20 protein-coding genes and 1 pseudogene are annotated in these 24917 nt (G+C 64.8%); 7 read left to right on the top strand and 14 right to left on the bottom strand.

Going from position 1 to position 24917, the window contains the following annotated elements:
• The 7 genes from IPM18_11690 to IPM18_11720 form a co-directional block, all read right to left on the bottom strand.
• Nucleotides 1-702 (bottom strand): cobalamin biosynthesis protein, encoded by a 702-nt coding sequence (locus tag IPM18_11690; protein MBK9120247.1) that lies wholly within the window; start codon nt 700-702, stop codon nt 1-3.
• Complete coding sequence (locus IPM18_11695; protein ID MBK9120248.1) at nt 699-1484, bottom strand: ATP-binding cassette domain-containing protein; 786 nt, start codon at nt 1482-1484, stop codon at nt 699-701. Before IPM18_11695 ends, IPM18_11690 begins: the two co-directional genes overlap by 4 nt.
• 368 nt (nt 1485-1852) lie before the next feature.
• Nucleotides 1853-2413, bottom strand: coding sequence for an inorganic diphosphatase (locus tag IPM18_11700; protein MBK9120249.1), 561 nt, complete (start codon nt 2411-2413; stop codon nt 1853-1855).
• 5 nt (nt 2414-2418) lie between these two features.
• The gene (locus IPM18_11705) at nt 2419-5142 is read right to left on the bottom strand and encodes a glycoside hydrolase family 38 (GenBank protein ID MBK9120250.1); all 2724 of its coding nucleotides are present in this window, start codon (nt 5140-5142) and stop codon (nt 2419-2421) included.
• Nucleotides 5143-5413: 271 nt separating this feature from the next.
• Complete coding sequence (locus IPM18_11710) at nt 5414-6394, bottom strand: D-glycerate dehydrogenase (GenBank protein MBK9120251.1); 981 nt, start codon at nt 6392-6394, stop codon at nt 5414-5416.
• A 136-nt stretch (nt 6395-6530) separates the two neighbouring features.
• A complete protein-coding gene (locus IPM18_11715) occupies nt 6531-7085 on the bottom strand; it encodes a hypothetical protein (GenBank protein MBK9120252.1) in 555 nt (184 codons plus the stop codon).
• Nucleotides 7086-7204: 119 nt separating this feature from the next.
• A complete protein-coding gene (locus IPM18_11720; protein MBK9120253.1) occupies nt 7205-8446 on the bottom strand; it encodes a hypothetical protein in 1242 nt (413 codons plus the stop codon).
• Nucleotides 8447-8593: 147 nt separating this feature from the next.
• On the opposite strand from IPM18_11720, the gene IPM18_11725 reads away from it, so the two are divergent.
• From IPM18_11725 to IPM18_11735, 3 genes are read left to right on the top strand one after another with little or no spacing between them, the layout of a single operon-like run.
• Complete coding sequence (locus tag IPM18_11725; protein MBK9120254.1) at nt 8594-9166, top strand: DUF4416 family protein; 573 nt, start codon at nt 8594-8596, stop codon at nt 9164-9166.
• Nucleotides 9163-10293, top strand: coding sequence for an undecaprenyl/decaprenyl-phosphate alpha-N-acetylglucosaminyl 1-phosphate transferase (locus IPM18_11730; GenBank protein MBK9120255.1), 1131 nt, complete (start codon nt 9163-9165; stop codon nt 10291-10293). The genes IPM18_11725 and IPM18_11730 overlap by 4 nt, the downstream gene beginning before the upstream one ends.
• Nucleotides 10293-12659, top strand: a complete 2367-nt coding sequence (locus IPM18_11735; protein MBK9120256.1) for an O-antigen ligase family protein — start codon at nt 10293-10295, stop codon at nt 12657-12659. The genes IPM18_11730 and IPM18_11735 overlap by 1 nt, the downstream gene beginning before the upstream one ends.
• 192 nt (nt 12660-12851) lie before the next feature.
• Here the strand turns inward: IPM18_11735 and IPM18_11740 are convergent, their stop codons facing one another.
• Nucleotides 12852-13358 carry a hypothetical protein gene (locus IPM18_11740; protein MBK9120257.1) on the bottom strand — a complete coding sequence of 169 codons (507 nt, stop codon included), beginning with the start codon at nt 13356-13358 and terminating at the stop codon, nt 12852-12854.
• A 369-nt stretch (nt 13359-13727) separates the two neighbouring features.
• On the opposite strand from IPM18_11740, the gene IPM18_11745 reads away from it, so the two are divergent.
• The 3 genes from IPM18_11745 to IPM18_11755 are packed head-to-tail and all read left to right on the top strand — an operon-like array spanning nt 13728 to nt 14963.
• Nucleotides 13728-13877 carry a hypothetical protein gene (locus IPM18_11745; GenBank protein MBK9120258.1) on the top strand — a complete coding sequence of 50 codons (150 nt, stop codon included), beginning with the start codon at nt 13728-13730 and terminating at the stop codon, nt 13875-13877.
• Nucleotides 13874-14416: a transposase gene (locus IPM18_11750; protein ID MBK9120259.1), complete on the top strand. Its 543-nt coding sequence runs from the start codon at nt 13874-13876 to the stop codon at nt 14414-14416. The genes IPM18_11745 and IPM18_11750 overlap by 4 nt, the downstream gene beginning before the upstream one ends.
• Nucleotides 14319-14963: a transposase gene (locus tag IPM18_11755; GenBank protein MBK9120260.1), complete on the top strand. Its 645-nt coding sequence runs from the start codon at nt 14319-14321 to the stop codon at nt 14961-14963. Before IPM18_11750 ends, IPM18_11755 begins: the two co-directional genes overlap by 98 nt.
• Before the next feature lie 531 nt (nt 14964-15494).
• On the opposite strand, the gene IPM18_11760 is transcribed toward IPM18_11755, so the two are convergent.
• From IPM18_11760 to IPM18_11780, 5 genes are all read right to left on the bottom strand, one after another.
• The gene (locus tag IPM18_11760) at nt 15495-15911 is read right to left on the bottom strand and encodes an IS5 family transposase (protein MBK9120261.1); all 417 of its coding nucleotides are present in this window, start codon (nt 15909-15911) and stop codon (nt 15495-15497) included.
• 135 nt (nt 15912-16046) lie between these two features.
• Nucleotides 16047-16271, bottom strand: coding sequence for a transposase (locus IPM18_11765; protein ID MBK9120262.1), 225 nt, complete (start codon nt 16269-16271; stop codon nt 16047-16049).
• Nucleotides 16265-17446 carry an RHS repeat-associated core domain-containing protein gene (locus IPM18_11770; GenBank protein MBK9120263.1) on the bottom strand — a complete coding sequence of 394 codons (1182 nt, stop codon included), beginning with the start codon at nt 17444-17446 and terminating at the stop codon, nt 16265-16267. Before IPM18_11770 ends, IPM18_11765 begins: the two co-directional genes overlap by 7 nt.
• A 364-nt stretch (nt 17447-17810) precedes the next feature.
• Nucleotides 17811-19079: an RHS repeat-associated core domain-containing protein gene (locus IPM18_11775; GenBank protein MBK9120264.1), complete on the bottom strand. Its 1269-nt coding sequence runs from the start codon at nt 19077-19079 to the stop codon at nt 17811-17813.
• 407 nt (nt 19080-19486) lie between these two features.
• On the bottom strand, nt 19487-20962 hold the full coding sequence (locus tag IPM18_11780; protein ID MBK9120265.1) for an RHS repeat-associated core domain-containing protein: 1476 nt from the start codon (nt 20960-20962) through the stop codon (nt 19487-19489).
• Nucleotides 20963-21222: 260 nt separating this feature from the next.
• Here IPM18_11780 and IPM18_11785 point away from each other — a divergent pair.
• Nucleotides 21223-22460: pseudogene (locus IPM18_11785) on the top strand (ISL3 family transposase).
• A 584-nt stretch (nt 22461-23044) separates the two neighbouring features.
• Here IPM18_11785 and IPM18_11790 read toward each other — a convergent pair.
• The gene (locus tag IPM18_11790; GenBank protein MBK9120266.1) at nt 23045-24436 is read right to left on the bottom strand and encodes an RHS repeat-associated core domain-containing protein; all 1392 of its coding nucleotides are present in this window, start codon (nt 24434-24436) and stop codon (nt 23045-23047) included.
• Nucleotides 24437-24917: the final 481 nt, after the last annotated feature.

Here is a 24917-nt window from a genome sequence, read left to right on the forward strand (position 1 = left end):
TTATTCCCCCCGGTAGAACGTCTGCGCTTCGAGCGGGCGTACGACGCCGAAGTGCGCCTGCCAACCGATGTTCCGTTTGCCAACGCAGATGGTGCAGGTGCCGACCGGGGGGCTGCCACGGAGCAGAAGGTCCCCGGACACATCCGCCGTCTGCAACACGTAACCGACAAGCGGATCGATGCCGATGCCATGCAAAGCATTTACTTCGCGCACCCGCACACCGGGCGCGGCATCGAGAATCCGGGCCCGGAACACTTCCCGCTCGGCCTGAGAGACGCGATCGATCTTCGTCACGATGGCCACGTCCGCCAGACTCAGCATCGGACCTATCTTACGCGGCAGATTCATCCCGCTCGTCGCCTCCAGCACCACCACGCCAAGGCCGCCGTCGACGTAGGGTGCACAGCGCAGACACAAGCCCGCCGTCTCTACCAGCAGAATTTCTGCCCCCTGCTTCTCAGCCCAGGTCAACGCCTCACCCAGGACCATCACACTGCAGTGGTCGGGACAAAGCTCCCCGGAATAGACCTTCTTGGTCGGGATGCCAAACTCCCGCGCCAGCTCCGTATCCTCGTCCGCGTATTGCACGTCAATCTTCAGGAAAGCCACCGCGTGATCCTGCGCGCGCAGTTTGCGGATGATGTGTCGCAACACCGCCGTCTTGCCGCAAGTTGCCGGTCCCGCACAGATCGCGAGCTTCATGCCACCTCCTCCAGCTCTTTTAGGGTAAATTCACCGCCGCTCCGGATGCGCTCCCTGAAGCCCGCGATCACATCGTCCGCCGCGCGCACCCGCTCGGCCAGACCCCGCTCGGCCGCACCGCTGTGGATGACTTTGGTCATGGCACCACCAGCCATCACGATGCGATAGTCCGAAAGCAGCGGAATATAAGGATCGTGGGTGACAAATACGAAGATTTTCCGGTAGCGCCGGAGCAACTCCAGGGCCCGCATGCGATGAATCCCCGCGTTCTCGATCTCATCCAGCAACACGATGGGGGCGTTTCCGATAATGACGGCATCGGCGATGAGCAGCGCACGCGTCTGGCCACCGGAGAGTTCCGTCATACCCACATCGCGACGTACCGGTTCGCCCGTGAGCTCATTGGCAAATGCCAGCGTCTCGTCGATCACGGCTGTCGCCGCACCGTTTCCGGTGTGGCGAATCTCAGCGTGAATGCGGAGAAAGTCAGCCACCGGCAGGTCCGACAGGAAACTCGTATGCTGGGTGATCAGTGCGATCGGGTGCCGCGCCGGATCTTCACGGAACACTGGATCGGGTGGCGCTCCGTTCACAAACACCCGCCGGCCGGAGGGTGTCGAGCCGTCCGCGAACAGCTCCAGATCGTTGATTAACGTCGTCTTGCCGGATCCCGTCGGGCCAACGATGCTGACGACATCGCCCATCCGCAGCGAGACCGCCGTAACTGCCTCCGGTGACCCGTTCTTGCCCCGCCCGCCCAACAGGTGCAGTGACTCGATCATAAGGGCTCCTGAAAGCCAACCTCCGCAGGACGCTCGGCTGAATGCCTCCAGGGCTTAACCGATCCGACGGCGGCTGCCGAATCACACCTAGCATTTTCTGCGCCTGTTCAATAACAGGCCAGTTATTTCGATATAAGCCAATCCCTTTTAGTAAGTTATGATCTTCACCCGTGCTCTGCTAACTGTCGGAGCAACTCAGCTAAGCTGTAACTTGTGACTGAATTTCTGTTGCATTTGTCAGATTATCCGTGATTGCGACCTCTCTCCCGCTCAAGTGTGCCCCTCCTCGGTGGATGATCTGTATGCCCGAACCGCGCGCCGCACCGCTGGCAGCGGTCAACCGGATCTGACTGTGAGGCCCCCCGCGGCTACCCCAACTGGCTCTTCGCGCGTCGCGACAGCTCCGCCATGAACCGGTCGACCGACGCATGCACCTCCGCGCTCGCCGCGGCGGCGTTGTCCCAGCCGAACGTCTCGGTCGTGATGCCCTCGAGCAGCTTGTACGTCGCGAAGAAGTGCTCCACCTCTCGCAGGAAGTGCTTCGGAACATCCCCCAAGTCGCGGAACTCCGCAAACAGCGGGTCCGAGTTCGGCACCGCCAGAACCTTGTAGTCGTTCTGGCCGCGGTCGGCCATCCGGAACAGTCCTACGACGCGCGCCTGGATCAGGCACCCGCTGAACGTCGGCTCGTTCACCATGACAAGAATGTCGAGGTTGTCGCCGTCCTCCGCCAGCGTCTGCGGGATGAACCCGTAATCGCCAGGGTAGTGGCTCGACGAGTACAGATAGCGGTCGAGGCGCATCAGCCCGGTACGCAGGTCCACTTCGAACTTGCTGCGCCGCCCCTTTGGAATCTCCACGATTGCATTCACCGCTGCAGGCAACTCCGTCCCAGCCGGCACCTGCGCATACACGCCACGGTCAATCATGGCGATTACTCCTTCGCCACGCGCGGAGGCAGCGTGAGCAGCACGGTAGCAATCTTCCGGGGTCCCACCGTGACCCGCACTTCACCAGACGCACCGATCGGCAGCGCTTCGACCTCCTGGCCGTCCAGCCGCGTCCGAATGGCCGCCACGGGCCGCTCTGCCAACCGTACCTCCTCAGTCACGGTCTCAGCCGCCACGTTCGACAGCCGCAGCTCAAGCTGGTCGGTCTCCGGGCGTCGACGAAATGAAGTCACAATCAGTTTTCCCGGCGTCAGCTTCAACTCCCCGTGGGTCCGCGGAAGTGTCCGCTCCGCGGCGGGCGGTTGCTGCTTGCCCAGTACCTGGGAAGTCCGCAGACCACCGGCGACCCGCTGCGCGTGGATCGCCAGGGCCGTCCGGTCCGGCGCCCCGGCCAGCGGCACAAGCCGATACCTGAACTCGTGCGGACCGTAGCTTTGTGCGCCCGTCTCTTCGCAATCCGTGAAGATGGCGCGCCGGAAACCGCGCAGCAGTGTAAGTGCCAGGGTGCGCTGCGGCTCATCACGGACGCCCGTTTCAAAGAGACCCGGCGCCACGATCGCCAGCCCGCGCTGCCGGTCATGCACGGCCGTCCAACTCTGCTGCGGCCGTGTCTCGGTCGCGAGTTCCCGATACACATGGTTGTCCGCCGGCAGTGCGATCGCCCGCTCCACCACGTCAAACGGTGAATCCGCCAGGTACGTATCCGTCTGGGCACCGCTCTCGAACAGCACCCGAATACGGTGGTCCCGCACCTGGTTGTCGATCAGGGTCCGCAGTTCGACGTAATCAGCACCGGCGCGCAGCGTCACGTCCGTCTCGATCACCAGTTCGCGCGTCTCCGGGCTGCGCCGCATCTTCGTGTCAAACTCGAACCGCGCAGGCACCCGCATCCGGTTCGTGATCCGCAGGGTAGCTTTGAGCGCCCCCTGCTCCACAACCGCCACTTCGGCGTGCGCTCCCGCTGACGAAATGATCTGGTCGTTGACCGCTACCCCGTGGTACCAACCGTCACCGATATCCGCCCGCTCCTCGAACACCAGCAGCCGGTCGTAGGTCTGGCCCGTACGCTTGTCATACAGCGCCAGCACACCGCACGCCCCGGCTGTCACCCGCAGGTGCTCGTTCTCCAGCATACGATCCCCCCGGATGAGCGTCCCCACTGGGTGCCGAGTCGGCGCCGCCACCGGCTTGCACGTCAACGTGGTGTAGCCGAAGGCCGGGATCTTCAACGGCACCGCCACCGTCACCACGATGCACTCCTGCCCGATCGGAATCCGCCTCCAGGGCCGGTAGAAGCGCCGCCGCTGCGGCCGGTAGGTCAGGTAGTCAAACGGCAGCTCGACCCCCTCCGCGTCGTACAGGCGGAACCCCACTTTTGCCTCGTATCCGAAAAATTCCATGAACCGGCTTGGGGTTTTCTCATCAAACCACAACTCCAGGTCCACCGGTCCGTTGATCTCCGCCTGAGTCGGGTTGCACACCAGCAGCGCGAATTGCTCGCCTTCCTGGTCCGGCAGATCGACGCGCGTGGCAACCGCGTCGAGTGCATGCCGCAGTACGTTGTCATTGATCAGCCGCGCCTGGTCGAACCGGAACTCCATATCCTTGTGGATCTGGTCCGGGCTGCAGCCACAGATCGAGTCGTGTGCGTGGTTTTCCAACACGTAGCGCCACGCGCGCCGGATGTAACTGTGTGGATATGCGTATCCTGTCAGCCGTTCCGCCATGTGCGAGAACGGCTCGACCCACGCGCACAGCTCCGTCTCCCGCGCCCGGTTGTCCTGCTTCAGCCGCACCCGGCTGCTCAACACACCCGGAATCACCCAGTTCCCATCCGTCAACTCGAGCCCGGCATTCCGCAGTTCACCTTCGAACACCTGCGGGAGGTCAGCGCTGCGGACCGCCAGCGCCGCTGCAAATTCCTCCAAACCCGTGTGCTGCATGTCGATGTGCGGTGCGAGTGCCCGCACCTTCGCCAGCAGGTCGCCGGTCTGCGGCTCGATCGGCATGTGGTCGCCGCCGTCAAACAGCAGCGCCAGGTCCAGCCCGGTGCGGTCGCGTTGCATCGCCGTGTAGGCGACGAGTTCCTGTGCGGCCGTGTCGAGGTCGAACGGCACATCGTGCTTGAACGCCTTTCGGATGTTTGCACCGTAGTCGAAGTACCCCTCGCGCGGACCGAAACGGTACGTTGCCAGTTCGGTGCCGTCGGCACCACGCCAGCGAAACGCCCCCCCGTGCGTCACATCGTTCACCCCGCGGAAAATGAAGGCGCAATCAAACCCGAACTCGCGGAAAAGCTGCGGCACCTGCGACACATGGCCGAACATGTCGCAGATAAAGCCCACCCGCGACATGTTGCCGTAGTCCGCCGCAACCCGCAGCCCCTCCTCCAGGTTTCGAACAAAGGATTCACCGCTGACCAGATTTTCGTCCGGCATGGTGTACCACGGGCCAACCCGCAGCCGCCCCTCGGACGTGAACCGCCGCACCTGCGCCGTCCGCTCCGGACGGATCTCCAAGTAGTCTTCGAGGATGATCGACTGCCCGTCGGTCTGAAAACACCGAAACCGCGGATCACGCTCCATCGTGTCCAGCAACTCGTCCATCAGCCGTACCAACTGGTAACGAAACCCCTGGAACGGCTCGTACCACTCCCGGTCCCAATGTGTGCTGGCTACGTAGTACGCCTTGATCTTCTCGGTCGCCAAGACCGCCTCCTTCGAATCGCATGACGCCGGCCACCCGGCCGACACCTGACACCGCTCCAGTTGGCCACAGGGCGCCTACGCGGCTCCCCCGGCGCTGCCCGCGGCGGGAAAGCGGGCAGTGTAACCGCCCGCGCCCGGAGCGTCGTCCCCCCGGCTTGCGGGCGTATCGTCACTCGCTCCCCAACTCCGAACTGCACCTGCAAGCCCGGTGGGAACGCAGTACCGCAGGGGTTCGGCCGGCCCGTACTTTGCCCCCCCCCGGCAACTCGCCTCAATCCTGCATGGTTCCCCGCCCGACTTCGTTCGGGGGCGCGCGCCCGCTGAGCACAGCCAGCACGTTCTCCGCCACCATCCGCGACATCCGCTCCCGCGTCGCCGTCGTCGCGCTCCCCAAATGTGGCAACAGAACCACGTTTTCCAACCCCGTCAGCCCCGCTGTCAGACGTGGCTCCTGCTCGAACACGTCCAACCCTGCGGCCGCAATTTGTCCGGTCTGCAGCGCCGTAACCAATGCCACCTCGTCCACCACCGCTCCGCGTGCCGTATTGACCAGGATCGCGGTGCGCTTCATTTGCCTGAACTCAGCCGCCCCGAGCAGATGCCGGTTCTCCGGTCGCATCGGGATGTGCAAGGACAGCACGTCCGCTTCCGGCAACAACTCCGCCAGTGTGCACCGCAGCGCCCCGGCCGCATCCAGTTCAGCATTCGGTCGCGGATGCACGTAACGGATCCGCAGACCAAAGGCGAACCCGCGCCGCGCCACCGCCGTGCCGATGCGACCGGCCCCGATCAACCCGAGCGTAGCCCCCTGCAACGACAACCCCAGGTATTGCGTGGGAGACCAGCCGCTCCACCGCCCGGAACGTACGAAACGATCCCCTGCCACCACGCGGCGCGCCGCCCCGAGCAGCAGCGCCCACGTCAGATCCGCGGTGGCATCGGTCAGTACGCCGGGCGTATTCGTCACGCGGACCCCGCGTGCCGCACAAGCCGCCAGGTCCACGTTGTCGATCCCGACCGCGAAATTCGCGACCACCCGCAGAGCGGGCCCGGCTGCGTCCAGCAGTTCCGCTTCAATCCGTTCGCTCAGCATCGCGATCATGGCATGGACACCGGCAACTTGTCGCAGGATTTCCGCGCGCGTCGGTGGCTCTTCCTGTTCAAACGATTCCACCGAACACCCCGCCGACTGCAGTAGTTCAACCGCCGGCGGCGGCACACGCCGGGTGATCAGAACGCGCAGTGGAGCCATCAGATGATCCCTCGCGCCCGTTCCTGCCACGCAGGCGAACTCCGCGCTGCACTGTCACGAGCTTACGCCGTGCCGTCACGACCCGCGTCCCCCCCGTATGCCCCCCGCGCGGTGCCGGGTTTTTAGTCGCAGCGGGCTACTTCGTCTCGAAATAGATCTGCGCAGTCTCGCTCTTGTCTGCTTTGACCGTCAGGACCAGCATGTATTTCTTCCCGGGTTCAAGCTGCACTCCGCTGACCTGTTCGTTGCGGTAGTTGATGACTTGCAGCGGCGCTTCCGGCGCTCCCAGGGCATACGGTGTCTTCGGCTTCATCTGTGCCTCGGGGCTCTGGTCGCTTGAGTACACTACAAACTCGGCTTGGTGCGAGTAGTCGGCCTCGAATTTCTGATGAATCTGGATCGTCACCATGGTGATCCGCCCGAAGCGATCCGGTTCGTCGATCTCGAACTCCAGCGTCGGCGAGGTGCTGACGCCATCCTTCACTTCAAAGCGCGAATAACCCGTCGCGGCCTTCTGCGCCGTGTTCTGCTTTGCCGCGTGGCCATCCAGCATGATTTTCAGGTAGCTGTCCTTCTCCGAGGCATTCTTCCCCAGTCGCAGCGCGGTCATGGCACCGCTCGTAGCACTGCACCCCACCACCACCACCAGGAACCCTGCGGCCAACGCCGCGATCGCCAAACGAGTCTTCACGCGCGGTCTCCCTTCGTATGCCCGCTGGCCGCCGACGGGCGCACTGCGCAACCCACCACTCGGCAGCCGTGTAATGGCTGCTCACTCTATCGGTATTGGCTGGGCTCGCAACCCGTTCTTCAATGCACCGCGTCCCAACCGAAGCGTTCGACATGCCGGGCCTCCGAGGCCACCCTTTTCAGCAGTCCCGCCTCGACCACGTCCAGCTCCACCTGCCGGCGCCCCATCACCGTTCGTGCCACCTCCACGGCCTTGTCCACGCGATAAGGCATCAGACCCTCGTCTGTCAGCCACGCGAATGACGGCACGAACTTTGGAACGCGTCCCGCGGTAAACACGTTCGCAGCAACCCCCACCACGCAGCCCGTTGGCAACAGCGTGCCGATGCCGGTTTTGCTGTGGTCACCGATCGTCGAGCCGATGAAACGCTGCCCGCTTTCAACTCCCTGGCCGTTCAGGAATACGCGAATTGTGCCGTAGGTGTTCTTCAGATCACTTGTCACGGTATCCGCACCGAGATTGACCCACTGCGCCACGTAGCTGTGACCCAGGAATCCGTCGTGCTGCTTATTGCTGTAGCCCAGTAGGATGCTGCCTTCAACCTCGCCCCCGACCCGACAAACCGGCCCCAGCGACGTACCACCCCGCAGCACCGCCCCCGGCCGCACGATCGTCCGTGGGCCAATGAAGCACGGCCCCTGCACCACGGCGAGCGATTCGATCAGCGCACCCTCACCCACGATGATCGGGCCGTCCTCCGCATCGAGCACGGCTCCCGGCTTGATGCGTGCGGTGGGGGCAAGCCGTATTTCGGCGGGGTTCACCAAGTGCACCCCGTTGGGGACGGAAGTCGCTACCGCGAATTGGGCCGCCTGCCGGCGCAACTCGGTCGCGTTTGCCTGCACAAGTTCCCATGGGTATCGCAACAGCGCGACCCCGGCGGGCGGCGCCTCCGGCCTCAAAGTCTCACACCATGCGGCCAGCCGGTCCGGTCGCGTGAAGACCTCGCCGTCAAGCTGCGATATAGCCGCGCCAGCGACCCCCGCCGCAACCACTTCCCCTTGTGCAACCCACACGACACCTGGCGCCGGCACAGCTACCGGCGCCGACACCAGCGCCCGGGCATTCCACAGGCACCACGGGGCGGACGCATCCGGGGGCTCCATGGGCAACCGCCGCGCGACCACGGGCGCGAGGTCTGGCCGTACCCACAGGCGCGCCAGCGGGCCGGGGACTGCCGCGCGCAGCTTTTCCAGCAGTGTATCGCAACCGCAGAGCAGCTCGCAGCTTGCCCGCAGCCACGTCAGGGGCAAGAGTTGTGCGTAACCCGCATCCTCAAACACACCTAGATTACAGTGCACCGTTCATTACTCCTGTGCGCGGCCGCCTGCACTTGCGAGGTGGTAGCATCCATTCACTCACCCCAGCCGAAACTCAGCGCACCACAACCAACCTGCCAGCCCGCGGCACTCTCGCCGCCATGGTAGCCCCGTAGTACACTGGCCACCATGGCCAAGGCCCGTACCGCGCCCTCCGTACTACTCACCGTTGCCCTGCTCGGTGCCGACGAGGATCTGATGCGCCGAGCGCGGCAACTGCTTGTCCGCCGCTACGGTGCGCTGGCCGATGAATTGGCACCCTTCGACTCGGCCGATGGCACACTTTACGAGCACCAGATGGGAGCCCCCCTGCGACGTTGTTTCCTGCTCTTTGCCCACCCGCTCCGCCCGGGCCGACTCGCGGATGTCAAGATCGAGACCAACGCCCTCGAAGTTCAGATTACCGAGGATTCGCTGCTGACAGACTACGTGCGGGCGCTCAACATCGATCCGAGCTACGTGACGCCGCATAAGCTCGTACGGGCGACGACTCGCGACACCCCGACCGCCGTATACCTCGATGGCGGTGTGTACGGCGAGGTGTTGCTCGTGCACAGCACAAGTGGCTGGGAAGCACTGCCCCACGCACCCGCTGATTACGCGACACCAGCGAGCTGCGCGCTGTGGAACCACGCCGGGAAGCTCGCAGAGCGCGCCGTGGCCGATGCGACGGTGGATGCTTCGGAGCCGCAGGACCCATGAGCACGCTCGCGAACGTGTCCACATCGTTGCCGGCGTACCTGCCGGGGCTCTTTGTTCTGGCCGCGGCAGGGGTCTTTCTTGTCGCGGCCGTCATGACACCACTCGCGCGCCGCGCGGCGTTGTGGCTCGACTTCGTAGACCATCCGGGCGGGCGGAAAACGCATGCTCGCGTGATGCCCTACGGCGGCGGGACGGCCATCCTGCTCGCCGCCTGGCCGGCGCTGGCCGGTCTGCTGGTGCTGGCATGGACCCTCCCCGATGACTGGCTCGTCGCCCGTTTCGGCGAGACGCTGCGGGACTACGTGGGCGGCGCCCGCGACAACACACGCATGCTGCTGACCATTCTCGGCGGTGGACTCGCGCTGCACCTGCTCGGACTGCTGGACGATCGCCGGCCACAACCACCGCTGCTGAAGCTGGGAGTTATTGTCGCAGTCGCGCTGCTGGTCGGAGTGGCGGGCAACGTGCGACTCGGCTTGTTCCTGGGCGAAATTGGGGCACTGCTGGCGACAACGGCGTGGTTCATCATCATCGTGAATGCCTTCAACTTTCTCGACAACATGGACGGCCTGAGCGCAGGCGTGGCGGCCCTGTGCCTTGCCGCCCTGGCCGTCTGCGGCGCGCTGGCCGGGCAGGTGCTGGTGCCGCTGCTGGCGTGCATCTTTTTCGGCGCGGTGACGGGCTTCCTGTGGTTCAACTTTCCGCCGGCACGAATCTTCATGGGCGATGCCGGCAGTCTGCTGGTCGGTTACATGCTCGCGGTTGTTTCCACGATGACAACGTACTATGACAGCACGACCGGCATGCCGCCCTACACGCTCGCGATGCCGTTCGTGATTCTCGCGATCCCCCTCTATGATTTCATCAGTGTCGTCGTGATTCGCCTGCTGGAGGGGCGCAACCCGATGGTCGGTGACCAGCGCCACTTCTCCCACCGGCTGGTGGAGCGCGGACTCACCCGCCGCTTCGCCGTCTTGACGATTTACCTCGCCACGGCCACCACCGGCCTAGGCGCCACGCTGCTCCCGGGTGCGGACCTGCTTCGCACAGTGACGATCGTCGTCATGGTGCTCATGGTGCTGGGCATCATCGCGATTCTGGAAGCACCGCTCCGCCCGAACACCTGATGCGCGCGACGCCTGCAACTCCGGCCCCCCAACCGACGCCACACGGCGACATGTTTGACCTCGCCGCGTGTCTGGTACTGATGGCTGTGCTCGCGGGGCGCATCCTGCTCGCGGAGTTGTTCGAGCCACTCACGCTTTCGCTGTTGCGCGGCACCGGTGATCTGCCCGGACCCACACCCGCAGCTACCGCGTGGCTCGACGCCTGGCTGCTCGCGGGCGCGGTCGCCATTCTCGCACGCTACCAACGCTGGCGCGGCCCTCCGTGGGTCATTGCGGGTGTCGCGCTCCTGTCCGCCGGTGTGCTCGTATCGAGCTGGGTGGCCGAACAACCACGCCTCGCGCTGCTGGCGGGCGGTAACCTCGTGATCAGCGTACTTGCGGCCCTCGCCCTGGCCGTCGCGGTCCGTACGCCGTGGTTGCTGCGCGCGCTGCTTACGATCTGGCTCGCGGTCGGTACGTTGACGGCCGTGAAGTGCATCTATCAAGTGGCGTATGAGCTGCCTGAGACGCGTACCCATTGGGAGCGCGAGATCCGCCCCCGGCTGCTGGCCGAGGGTCGCGCCGCCGATGACCCGCTGCTGGTGAACTATGAGCGCCGCATGCAGTCGGGTGAGGCAACGGGCTTCCTCGCGCATGCCAATATTACAGCATCCGTGCTGGCGGCCTGGCTCGCCTGTGTGGCCGGTCTCTTTGTCGGGGTTCTCCGTGGTCTGTTCGTCCAAACCACGGCCACACCGCGCGGCCCACCGGTTGCCGCCCTGCTGCTGGTCACCGCGATCCTCGGCCTGCTCGGTACTGGGCTCGCCTTGACCGGCAGCTTGGGGGCGCAGGTGGCTGTCGTGGCCGGCATCCTCACCACTGCGGCCGCCGGGGTGCTGACAATGTTCTTGCGGCGCCGTCCCGCGCTGGTCGTAGCCGCGATCGGCGCTGTCACATTCGTCGGCATCCTCGTGACCGCCACCTATGGCATGCAGCGTGGCACCTTGCCGCACGTGTCGCTCGCCTTCCGTTGGTGGTACTGGGACGCTGCCGCGCGGGCCTACGCCGCAGCGCCGTGGACGGGCATCGGCCGTGAGAACTTTCAGGCGCCTTACATACGGCTCAAAGCCGCCGAGAGCACCGAGGAAGTCCGGAACCCCCACAATCTGTGGGTCAGTCTCCTCGTCGAGACGGGGCCACTGGGGCTGCTGGGCGGCTCGGTGCTCTGGATCATTGTGCTCCTCGCAGCGGTGCGTAATTGGGGTTGCCGCCTGCTGTGGCAGGCCCGGCCGCCGCCCGCGCGCTTCACCCTGACGCTGACCTTCCTGGTCGCGATTGGCGCACTCGTCGTGCAGGCCGCATGTGGTGGTCTGCCGCTGGGAAATCCGCACGTCCTGATCATCTGGCTCATCGACGTGGGTGCGATTTTCCTGGTCGCGACCTTGGCCGTCGGCTGGGTGCTGGATCGCGTGCTCGGGACGGACCCGAACTGGGTGACCGCCGGTCTGCTTGGGGCGCTGCTGGTGACCTGGGTTCACGCCCTGGTCGACTTCGGACTGACGACACCGGGCGGGCTTGCCGCCTTCGCACTCGCAGCGGCAGCCGTCGGCGCCTGGCGCAATGTGGCCGCCGCTGACGAGTGTGCGGCTGTCGCGGCCAGCCCGACTAGCGCCCCCCAACCCTGCGCGGGTACGCGGGCTCTGCTTACCCGCTGGGTCGCACCCCTGGGCGGCATCGCCCTGGTGGGCATCTACATCTACGGCGTGGCACAGCCGGCCGGCCGCGATGCCCAATTACGGGCCGACCTGCAGCGCGCCGAGCATGGGGCTGTACACAGAGGTGATCTGCCCAATCTTTGGCGTGCGGCCAGATTACTCGCCGAACACGGCCCCTCGGCCACCGCACCCCGCGATGCCGCCAACAGCGTCTTCGGCGCTTCGAGCGCGCCGGGACTGCTCCGTGCGGAGCGCATCCAGCGCCTTGAGGAGGCACTTGCCTACGCACAACGCGGTGTCGAACGCCTGCCGGGGCACAGCGAGAGTTACGCCACACTGGCCCGCATCGAGGAGGAACTCGCCCGCCGCTATCGGGCGGAGAACAACCCCGCGTCTGCCAGCGCCATGCAGTTGCGCGCCGCCCGTTCCTGGGATGAGGCCCTGCGGCGCCACCCCACCAGTCCGCGTTATGCGGCTGCCGCCGGTGCGGCTTGGCTTGAGGTTTGGCGCGCATCCCGCGACCCAGCGGCTGCGGCCCGGGCGACGGCGCACTTCCAGGCCGCCCTCGCGATCGATGCCGTACGCCCCGCAGAGAGCCCCGTTCGCTTACAGCCGACCGAACTGGCCACGATCACAGCCGCCCTGGCGGAACTGGCCCCGGCGAGGAATTGAACATCCATGCCAGCACCCTGGAAGTTCTTCCGGTGCTTGCTATCACAGTATTACGGTACTCGTAGTTCATGGCCCCGAGATTCGACGATTGCCGCTCCCGCCGTGCGGAAGTACGCCGAACCGATAAACCGCTCCCGCCAGGAACACGCAACCTCACGTGACTCTGCGACCGTGGTTGCTCACGTTTCCTGTTCATAACCCCGGCTTCACAAATCCCCAACGCAGTGTGATGACGGAGTGCGTTCCATGCTCACAGCCAAGTACCGCTTTCTTGTCCCCGCTGCCGGGGCTGGCCGGTGCGACCTCGACCAGCCGGTTCTCGGCGTCGTACACCAGTGTCAGGTCGCCGTCTCCGGTCATGTTCCCGTCCGCGTCGTAGCCCAGCGACTTGTTCGGGCTTCCCGGAGGACAAGTGTCGGCGTCATCGATCGTTAGGATCTGGTTGAGCGCGTTGGTGCAGTAGTACTCCGGCGAGAAGCCCGCCAAGGCCTGCGTCGCCTGGCGGCGATTCCCGATCGGGTCGTAGTCGAAGCCGTGGTCGCTCGCGCTCACGTGGTTCGTCGCCGGGTACACGGCCGCGTGGTACTCCGCACTCGTCAGTTCCCCGCGGTCATTATACCCGTAGGCCTCGTAGAAGGAAGGGGAATAGCCTTCGCCGCTGCGCTGGGCGCGCGCTATCCCGCGATTACGCATCCACACTCTGGGCACCGTCCGCTGACGTTCCCTGTGAGGTCGTATCCGCACTTGCGACACTTCGTTGGATCAACTCGCCGGCCTACGTACCTATGTCCTGCAATGCACCCAAGCACGGCTACACCCGCGCACACCGTGAGGCACGGATCAGGCTGCCATTGTGCACCACCTCCATACCGATCAAAAACTACACTGTTGCCGGTCCACAGCGCCACGGTGACATACGCAATGGTCCGAAGCCCTAGCCGATTGAGACTGGTCATGTCCAACACTCGGCCCACCGCTTAGAGGTAGCCTGAAATCTTGTGGAAATTGAGAACGTGGGGCATCCTGCTGGTGCGTTTGAAACGAGAGTCGTTTCCCAGGAGGAGCCCGATGGCTACTACAACCGGACGAGGATCGAGCGTCAAGCGGCGGGACGAGGCGGGGGCGGACGAGGCCGTGCAGGTGGTTCGGGACCAGGTCGAGGAACTGGCCCGGCTGGGGCCCGGCAGATGCTGCTGGCGGCGTTGGAGGACGAGGTGAACGTCTACCTCCAGCGCGACCGGTATCAGCGACAGGGCGAGTTCCGCGGCTACCGCAACGGGACCACGCCGCGGCGGCTGACGCTGGGCAGCGGCACGGTGCCGCTGGAGGTCCCGCAGGTGCGCGACATCCCGCCGGGCCAGGAGCCGTTCGAATCGAAGATCGTGCGCAAGTACCAGCGTCGCAGCGACACGATCGAGGAGACGTTCATGCGGCTGTTCATCGAAGGCCTGGCGACGCGGGACTTCGAGCCGGCCTTGCGGCTGCTGGCGGGGAACGACGCGCCGCTGTCGCCCAGCACGATCAGTCGGCTGACACAGCGGTTCCGCGTCGAGTACGCGGCGTTCGACCGGCAGGATCCGAGGCGGCCGGAAGTTCGTCTATATCTGGGCGGACGGGATTTACCTGAAGGCCGGGCTGGGTACGGAGAAAGCCTGCCTGATGGTGCTGATCGGGGCGGATACGGAGGGGCAGAAGCACTTGCTCGCGCTGCGGGAGGGGTATCGCGAGAGCGCCCGAGAGCTGGGGCGAGTTGCTGAAGGACTGCCGGCAGCGGGGTCTGAACGGGCCGGGCTGCTGGATCGCGGACGGGGCGTTGGGGCTGTGGGCGGCGGTGAACGAGCAGAGTCGAACTCGGCCCAGCAGCGCTGCACGAATCACAAGACGATGAACGTGCTCGACAAGCTGCCGAAGGCCGAGCAGCCGAGGCGACCCCGCGACTGCGGGCGATCTGGCAGGCGGAAAGTGAGGTGGCGGCGGAAGCTGGCGGCCGGTGTGATCGCGGACTTCCGTCGGGCGGGCTACGACCGGGCGGCGGACTGTCTGGGGGACGATCTGGATCGCTGCCTGACGTTCTACGCGTTTCCGGAGCCGCACTGGTCGCACCTGCGGACGACGAACGTGATCGAGTCGCCGTTTGCGGGCGTACGGCTGCGGACGAACGCGGCCAAGCGGTTCAAGAAGACCAAGAGCGGCGTGTACCTGGTGCATCAGGTGCTGATGCGGCTGTCGCAGAACTGGCGGCACTTGAAGGCGCGCACCTGTGTGCCCAGATACCGCTGCCGGAAGGAAAGAACCGCCGGGTGAAGACGAAGGTGAAGGCGAAGGCGAAGACCCATGCGGCGTGAACGAACGTGACGGATGCCCCAGATTCAATTTACACAGGACTTGACACTACCTCACCGCTTACGATTGCGGCGCCCTCTAGACGAGACAACCGGTAGCGCGCCTAAGCGAACGTATTTCGCAGCACATTCTGAGCTGTGTCGTCCCAAGACTCAGATTGCACCACAGGTTGCCACTCCTCGACAGCTACAAGCTCCAGCACCTGGCGCTTAGCGCTTAGCCACCCGGTGGCGATGGGAATGTGGGAGTCGGTGCCGTTGGCCGTGGCGTAGACTGGTATTTCGGACAGGCCTCCTTAAGCGTATTGATCCACATCTCGTCGTCAAATGCCGCGAGCACAGCCGGATCATTAATGTCGCAGTTGTGCGATAGGCACGTCGTTATCATCGTCTTGAGAAGATTCTGGCGAGCGTACATCGCATCGAGTCCGTCCACCTCGCCAGCGACAATCGCTGCTGCAATGCATCGCGCCTCCCTAGTATAGGCATGAGGCTATCTCAAAACCTCTGAAAGCAAGAGAAGCGTACAGGTCATATGCAAGAAGCCGCTGAACAGGCAGCTCGACTTCTCCCAACGGATGCAGAGCCGACGGTAGTTCTGGATCCAGGAGATCGTCCGCTCCACCGTCCAGCGCCGCTTGGCGCGCTGCAGCGGCCGGCGGTCCTGTGTCACATTCTCCGGCTTGCGGTTGCCGCGATGCGGCGCGATCATTTCCATGCCGCGCTGTGCGAGCTCTTCGTCGAGCTTGTCGCTGTCGTACGCCTTGTCGCCGATCACGCGCGGCGGCGTCTCGCGCGTCAGCACGAAGTCGAACAGCGCCTGCACGCAGCGGCTCTCGTGGGCGTCCGCCGGCGCGGTATCGATCGCCACCGGCAACCCGCGAGCATCGACCAGAACCATGATTTTCACGCCTTTTCCGAGGTGGCCGCGCCGATCCCATCACCGCCGCCCCGGGCCTTGGCGAAGGTGCCGTCGATGAAGCATTCGTACACGCGGTACGCGCCGCGCCGTTCGACCAGGCGTCCGGCGGCCCGCATGGCCTGCTCAAAGAGCCCTTCGCGCGTCCAGCGCTGGAACCAACGGTGCACCGTGGCCCGCGCCGAACTCGCGCGGCAGGTCCTTCCACTTCGCGCCGTTGTCCAGCATCCAGAAGATGCCGCGCAGCGTCCGCCGCTTGTCCGCGACGGGCCGTCCGCCCTTCGGACTCTTCGGCCGATCCGGAATCCTGTCCGCCAGCCAATCCAATTGCTCATTCGTGAGTGTCAACATGCATCATTGTACAAAGTCAACAGGTGTCCCGGTTTTGAGATAGCCTCATCACACTCGGACTTCTTCCGATACCCCTCACCACAAAGGAAGCCGCCTCGATAGCCAAGGACGCGCACGCCATGCGCGTTCGGAGGTAAGCACGTCGAGCAGAAATCGGACCTGTCCTGCTGCACATGCACCTCTTCGTGCTCCAGCAGGCATCGAAGTTGAACGTTGTCCGCTGTGCCGGGCGGTCCGCCGGGCACCTTCGGCGAATTCGCGCATGCACACCGACACTTGCCCTCACAGATCACCATACCCAAATGGATCTTGTCTTCGAATGTCCGAGCCACTTCGACAGACGAACAAACGCGCGGGCAGATGGTACTACAGTCCTCGTCCTCTTCGTCGTCGTACGCGGCCGGGCACGCCATCAGGCCGATACGATCGATGCGGAGAGTCGCGGCGTTCGCGACATACCCGTAAAGATTGCTGCCGCCACGTTCCCCAATCGGATCCCGATTCACCCAGCGTCCGTACTCGGGGTGGTAGAAGCGCTCGCCCCAGTAGCCCAGCCCGCTCTCGGCCTCGAACTGCTTCGTGCTGAACCGGAAGCGGTTGCGCTCGGCGTAGCCTCCGCCCGCGGCCGTCACGTTGCCGTACGGGTCGTACTCGTACCGCGCCGCCAGGATGTTCACCGGCTGCCACGTCGTCAGGTACAGGTCGACGAGCTGCCCCACGTTGCCCAGGGCGTCGTACGCGAAGATCCACTTGCGGCCGGTGAGCTCCTCTTCAAGCAGCCCCTCGGTTTCGGGCTCCTCCTCGTAATCCTCCGTGGCCGTGCGGTCCCACACCGCCAGCAGCCCGCCGATACCCCCGGCCGCATCGCCCGGCCGGCCGCCGCGCTGGCCCGCGAGGTCCAGCCCCCACCAGAACGTCCGCAGGGGCGCATTGCTGTCCAGCCCGTCGAGCTCGGCGATCAGCAGCCAGCCGTCCCACACGTAGCGCGTACGCGCGACCGGCGACCCGCCCCACGCCGACCCGTTGTGCTCGTAGACTGTCCTTTGCACCCGCCGGTTGCGGTAGTCGTAGACGAAGACCGCCTTCTTGTCGCCGCTGCCGGGGCTGGCCGGCGCGACCTCGACCAGGCGGTTCTCGCCGTCGTACACCAGCACCAGGTCGCCGTCGCCGGTCATGTTCCCGTCCGCATCGTACGTGAATTCCCGCGTGAACGGGGTTTCGCACCCGGCCGCATCGTCGAGCGCTTACTCCCGCTCCTGCACTTCATCTGCGCCTCTACAGGTGTGCTCTACTCCTGAACAGCGGAAAAGCTGTCCTGTCGTGTGGCACCGCCAGTCAATAGCAATCACATCACTGAAGACGAACGCCACAGCCACCGCGGCGGGAAGGCGCCACACGTTGCCGGACGTTCTCGCAAGATGGACGGCTGCGCTCGAGCCGCAGCACGGACAGGTCGGCGGATTGAAGGCTTTCATCACAAATCCTCTGTGTCGTGGCCTAACGCATCCCTTGTATGTCACGAGAAGCGCTTCGCCACTGTCAATGCTTATGCCACAGTAGCGGGCTGCCACCGACTGGGCCCGTGGGCCCCCACGCACTGTGCATGTTGGTAGGTGGGCAACCAATATAATCCTGCGCCCATTGCACTGGATCGCCAACAAGAAACGCACAAGCTCTGCACAGCCAGCGGGTTGCGGAGGATGACGCCAATTGCTCGCAGACGCACGCGGCCCATGTCTCATCGTCTTCTGCATAGAGCGAGCATGTTGCAATATGAATGTCAATAGCGGCAAGGCAACCTGCACATCGTACAAGGGCAATGAACCCACCGGTCTTAATGAGTTTCGACCAGTTGATCTTCCGCTTGAGGCCGAGGGCGTCGATGCTGCGGGCCGCTTGATTCTCCACATAGCTGTACAGATTCGTTCCCCCCGCCTCCCCAATCGGATCCCGATTCACCCAGCGTCCGTACTCGGGGTGGTAGAACCGCTCGCCCCAGTAGCCCAGGCCGCTCTCGGCCTCGAACTGCTTCGTGCTGAACCGGAAGCGGTTGCGCTCGGCGTAGCCTCCGCCCGCGGCCGTCACGTTGCCGTACGGGTCGTACTCGTACCGCGCCGCCAGGATGTTCACCGGCTGCCACGTCGTCAGGTACAGGTCGACGAGCTGCCCCACGTTGCCCAGGGCGTCGTACGCGAAGATCCACTTGCGGCCGGTGAGCTCCTCTTCAAGCAGCCCCTCGGTTTCGGGCTCCTCCTCGTAATCCTCCGTGGCCGTGCGGTCCCACACCGCCAGCAGCCCGCCGATACCCCCGGCCGCATCGCCCGGCCGGCCGCCGCGCTGGCCCGCGAGGTCCAGCCCCCACCAGAACGTCCGCAGGGGCGCATTGCTGTCCAGCCCGTCGAGCTCGGCGATCAGCAGCCAGCCGTCCCACACGTACCGCGTCCGCGCCGCCGGCGACCCGCCCCACGCCGACCCGTTGTGCTCGTACACGGATTTCTGCACCCGCCGGTTGCGGTAGTCGTAGACGAACACCGCCTTCTTGTCGCCGCTGCCGGGATTGGCCGGCGCGACCTCGACCAGCCGGTTCTCGCCGTCGTACACCAGCACCAGGTCGCCGTCGGCGGTCATGTTCCCGTCGGCGTCATACGTGAACTCCCGCGTGAACGGCGTCTCGCACCCGGCCGCATCGTCGAGCGCTTCGTACTGGTTCAACTCGTTCGCGCAGTAGTACACGGCCGCACTCGTCCCCGTGGTGCTCTCCGTCCGGTTGCCGATCGGGTCGGCATCGTCAGTGCTCGTCGATTCCAAGCATTGTCATCAAGGCGACAACATCCACAGAACGACAGGAGTCTTTCAGTGGTGCTCCGAGTAACACGGCGCGATCGTCCTCGAACAGTACTATTCGATGCATCTGTCCAGTCTTTAGCTGAACAGACAACCTCGCGACTATAGCCCCATCATTCCACGACCAACCCTCCGCGCACGGTCGCGCGCCGTGAAGCATGGTCGCGACCACGGCCAGCGTCTCAGCATCCTGAGTTCGAGCGATCTCGACGCCACTCTCGCCGTAGAGGACAGCCTCGGAATAGGGACCATCGCCTGCGGCGTATTGCACTCCTTGACTACGTGCACACGTCAGAGATAACAGGCCAACAGCCGCGATGGATAGTACTATTATGAGCGCAGTCAATGTCCTCATTGCACCGCCTGGATCATCAGTATGGAATGGGCGTCCAGCTACAGCATGCGCCACCTGCATTACAGGCCACGTATGACATCGTGCATGCCGCCGAACATGCGGTATTCCCATTCGGCCAATACTTGTCTTCGCACGCGGCCATACAGCAGTTCAGGCAGTTGTGGCAGTAGTGTCTCAAGCACGTGAGAGGTGCGAAAGCGCAGAGACACCGCCCCCAAGCTGTGCTCGCTGGATTCAAGGACGCTGGGCAAGAGAATTGATTGGTTCCCGGTGCCAGGCCCGGAGAAATGTCGCTCGCCGAGCAGGCGCGCAAACCAGCTTGAAGGATGGTGCCGCCTCGCACCTGCCGCGCACGACCCTTCGGTGAGTCCGATGGCAAAGCATCGTCGCTTTCCGCAGGCCGCTCGTCCGGCTGCGTCTCGAGCTCGGTGAGTGCGCACTGGAGTGCGACCAGTCCACGTGCGTCGATCAAATGGCTGGGCCGGTTCTTCACATAGCTATACAGATTCGTTCCACCTTCCTCCCCAATCGGATCCCGATTCACCCACCGCCCGTGCTCGGGGTGGTAGAACCGCTCGCCCCAGTAGCCCAGCCCGCTCTCGGCCTCGAACTGCTTCGTGCTGAACCGGAAGCGGTTGCGGTCGGCGTAGCCTCCGCCCGCGGCCGTCACGTTCCCGTACGGGTCGTACTCGTACCGCGCCGCCAGGATGACCTCCGGCTGCCACCGCTCTGGGAACAGGTCCACCATTTGGCCGACGTTGCCCAGGGCATCGTACGCGAAGACCCACTTGCGGCCATCTTCCAGACCTCCCCCCATCTCATCGTAATCCTCCGTGGCCGTGCGGTCCCACACCGCCAGCAGGCCGCCGATGCCGCCGGCCGCATCGCCCGGCCGGCCGCCGCGCTGGCCGGCAAGGTCCAGCCCCCACCAGAACGTCCGCAGGGGAGCATTGCTCGCCAGCCCATCGAGCTCGGCGATCAGCAGCCAGCCGTCCCACACGTACCGCGTACGCGCCACCGGCGACCCGCCCCACGCCGACCCGTTGTGCTCGTAGACTGTCCTTTGCACCCGCCGGTTGCGGTAGTCGTAGACGAACACCGCCTTCTTGTCGCCATTGCCGGGGCTGGCCGGCGCGACCTCGACCAGCCGATTCTCGCCGTCGTAGACCAGCACCAGGTCGGCGTCGGCGGTCATGTTCCCGTCCGCATCGTACGTGAATTCCCGCGTGAACGGGGTTTCGCACCCGGCCGAATCGTCGAGCGCTTCGTACTGGTTCAATTCGTTCGCGCAGTAGTACACGGCCGCACTCGTCCCCGTCGTGCTCTCCGTCCGGTTGCCGATCGGGTCATAGGCATACGCCCGGTCGCCGGCAGCCGCGCTCGTCCCGGCGCTGCGCGTGCCGAGGAAGAACTCCGACCCGGCCAACTCGTTGCGGTCATTGTACCCGTACGACTCGAAGAAGTCGCCCGAAAACGGCGCCGAAGCGAACAAATGGGGCTCCTCGCTGTTTTGTGTGGGTAAGACCGTGAGCTTGGTGACGTAAGTTGTGCGGGGTCTGGCGCTTTTCGATCGGGCGGCGGTCGGAGAGGATGCGGCGGATCAGGCGGCCGCAGCGGCATCCGATGGGGCTCCGCCCCAAACCCCGCCAGGGGCTCTGCCCCCTGAACCCCGGCTTCTTTCCCTCCGGTGAGAAGGAAGCCGCCGGAGAGTTCGCGGCCAGACTGCAAGGAAGCCGAGTGATGCGCGATCAGATGCAGGAGCTGTTCCGGGTGGCATTGGGGCTGGCCGAGCCGTGGGTCGTCAGCAAGATCGAGTTTTCCGGGGACCGGCAGCAGCTGGAACTCTGGCTGGACTTCCCTTCCGGCAGCCGCTTCGCTTGCCCGGAGTGCGGACGCGCCGGTTGCGGGGCCTACGACAGCACGGAGCGGACCTGGCGGCACCTGAACTTCTTTCAGCACAAGACGCTATTGCACGCCCGGCAACCGCGGGTCGAGTGTCCGGACCACGGGGTCAAGACGGTTGAAGTGCCGTGGTCGCGGCCGGGTTCGGGTTTTACGCTGCTGATGGAGGCGTTCATCCTGATGTTGGTGCAGGGCGGCATGACGCCGGCGCAGGTGGCCGTTCTGATCGGTGAGCACGACACGCGGGTGTGGCGGGTCTTGCAGCACTATGTCGAGCGGGCCCGCGCGCGGCGGACTTCTCGCCGGTGACCGCCATCGGCGTGGACGAGACTTCCCGCGGCGCGGCCACAACTACATCAGCGTGTTCATGGATTTGGGCAACGAGCCAAGCCGGGTGCTGTTCGCCACCGAAGGCAAGGATGCCCGGACCGTCGCGGCGTTCAAGCGCGACCTGGAGGCTCACGGCGGGCGGGCCGAGCAGATTGAGGGGCTATGCCTGGACATGTCGGCGGCGTTCATCAACGGTCTGCGCGAGCAGTTCCCGGAGCCCAACTGACCTTCGACAACTTCCACCTGATGAAGCTGCTGGGGGCTGCGGTCGATCAGGTCCGGCGTGAGGAACAGCGGACACCCGGAACTCAAGGGCACGCGTTACGTCTGGTTGAAGAACGACTGGAACCGCACCGAGAAGCAGGCCCGCGTCTTTGACGAGTTGCGCTCCAGCAAGCTGGCGACCGTGCGGGCCACGCACATGAAGAGTGTCTTCCAGGATCTCTTCGCCTGCGACACCGTGGAAGAGGCTGAACCGCTGCTCAAGCAGTGGTACTTCTGGAGCCACCCACAGCCGGATTCCGGCCATGATCAAGGCGGCCAAGACGATCAAGAAGCACTGGGCGGCGTGCTGCGGCTGGTTCACTTCGCGAATCAGTAACGGACCGCTGGAGGCGATCAACAGCCTGATCCAGTCGGCCAAGAGAAAAGCCCGCGGCTTCCGCTCGACCCACTACCTGATCACCATGGTCTACCTGATCGCCGGAAAACTCGACTTCAAGCTGCCGGCCATCGCTCAGGTTACCCACACAAAATAGCGAGGAGGCACAAATGGCCCCGTTGTTGCACCCAAAGCTGTCCTGACCCGCGGATTGCACTGGGTACGTGAAGGTCGAGCTAACCTCTGCGTAGGACGAACTCGGCAATCCCAGCGACCATTCCGGAGCCGCATATGAAACCACCCGCGAATGTAGCCAACAACTTCACGAACTCCACGCTCGGCTGTTGCGATAGGTGAACAGCGAAACCTATGATGGTCCCGAGCGAGCACACCAAGAGCCATAGGCCGAGGGCGCGGATCACCGGCCGGTGTCTATCATGCATTGCGTCAACTCCGTTCGCGCGCAATCTCATGGCGCGAAGTTGCTAAGTTGTTCCGCCTTGTGGACGGGTTGCAGTTGCATCGTATGGCACCAACTTAGTTGGTCACACGTGCCCGTCGATAGGACCATCCCAGTTGCGCAGCTCTCTGAAGCTGGATGACGCTCTGCCAGAACTCGCCCGGTCGAACCCTGCCAGTATGTCACTCCAAGCGGTGCATGTACTATACGCACGCGACATCCACAAGAAACTAACGCTCGCGAGGTGTACGTCATTTCAGGAGTCCGGTCGGGGTACACCTTTAGAAATAAAGGCTCAGGCAATAACTCCATGTCGCACAGGCGGCTGCGCACGGTGTCAGCTGAAACGCGAGCGCGCAGCCCGGCGCCGCCAAGCCGCCGGATCCGGTCAAAGCTAGTCCTATTGCGGCGAGGCATCCCCCGCAACTCGCTGCTGCACTAACTTCCACCCATCCGGGGCACAAGACACGTGGGGGTGGCGGCGGAGGGCCCAAGGGCGAACGGTAGTTCGACCCATGCTGGCATCCACTCAAACAGGGGTCCCAATCGGCCGAGTTCATGCTCCAGCAGTTTCCGACACAGTCTTCCCACCCTTGCGTCGCAGCATTGACGCATGCCTTTCGGCATGTATAATAGGAATCTCCGGGCTGGTCACAGCCCTGTGCGCAGTATACTAACATATCTGGAGTCACAGTAGGGGATTGTGCAGGAACTGGCGGCGGGGGTTCCGGCATGGGTCGGACCGGCACGGGTCGGTCCGGCGGAAGCGGACTGTGTCGCAACGGATCGATCTTCGGGATGGGGCTGCAACCCTGCATGGACCAGCCATAGGCGTCGAAACCGATCGTCGTGCGATTCGAAACGTGCGAATAGAGATTTGTCCCGCCCGCTTCCCCAATCGGATCGCGATTCGCCCAGCGCCCGTACTCGGGGTGGTAGAACCGCTCGCCCCAGTAGCCCAGCCCGCTTTCGGCCTCGAACTGCTTCGTGCTGAACCGGAAGCGGTTGCGCTCGGCGTAGTCCCCGCCCGCGGCCGTCACGTTCCCGTACGGGTCGTACTCGTACCGCGCCGCCAGGATATTCACCGGCTGCCAGGTCGCGGGATACAGGTCGACGAGCTGGCCCACGTTGCCCAGGGCGTCGTACGCGAAGACCCACTTGCGGCCGATTTCCTCAGGCTCCGCCTCGCTCTCCTCGTAATCCTCCGTGGCCGTCCGGTCCCACACCGCCAGCAGCCCGCCGATGCCCCCGGCCGCATCGCCCGGCCGGCCGCCGCGCTGGCCCGCCAGGTCCAGCCCCCACCAGAACGTCCGCAGGGGAGCATTGCTCGCCAGCCCATCGAGCTCGGCGATCAGCAGCCAGCCGTCCCACACGTACCGCGTACGCGCCACCGGCGACCCGCCCCACGCCGACCCGTTGTGCTCGTAAACCGACTTCTGTACCCGCCGGTTGCGGTAGTCGTAGACGAACACCGCCTTCTTGTCGCCGCTGCCGGGGCTGGCCGGCGCGACCTCGACCAGCCGGTTCTCCGCGTCGTAAACCAGCGCAAGATCGCCGTCGCCGGTCATGTTCCCGTCGGCGTCGTGGGTGAACTCGCGCGTGAACGGGGGCTCGCACCCGGCCGCATCGTCGAGCGCTTCGTACTGGTTCAACTCGTTCGCGCAGTAGTACACGGCCGCACTCGTCCCACACGCGAGGCCGACCCAGCGACCCCGGCGCCTCCAACCTTACCCCGCAGCGGCCGCTATCTCCAGTACAATCCGCCCACCTGCCGCGGAAAACCACCCGGTTCCGATCGCTCGTGGATCACCTTCATGTTCTCACCCTCCCCCTGCCCCTTCCCTGAGAAGGAGGGGAGTAAGTGCCACACCGCTGCCTGCCCCGGCCGGTGCGATGCACACACCCGCCCCCTCCCTGAGCGGAAGGGGAGTGAGCGCCACCGGGGGCGCGGGGGCGGCGAAAACCGGCCGTTGACAGGCCGGGCCGCCGTCTACTATGCTGCTGAACTCCCGGCGTCGTCGCAGCCGGGGTCAGGTAGATTGCCCGCACGCAAGGGGCGAGTGACGGTCGCGGTGCGACCGGTCACGGTGGGCCACCCGGTCACGGCTGGTGGTTCAGGCCTCCGCGCGGGTCCGCAACCGTGCTTTCATGGTT

The sequence above is a fragment of the Phycisphaerales bacterium genome, from assembly GCA_016716475.1.
GTDB lineage: Bacteria > Planctomycetota > Phycisphaerae > UBA1845 > Fen-1342 > JADJWG01.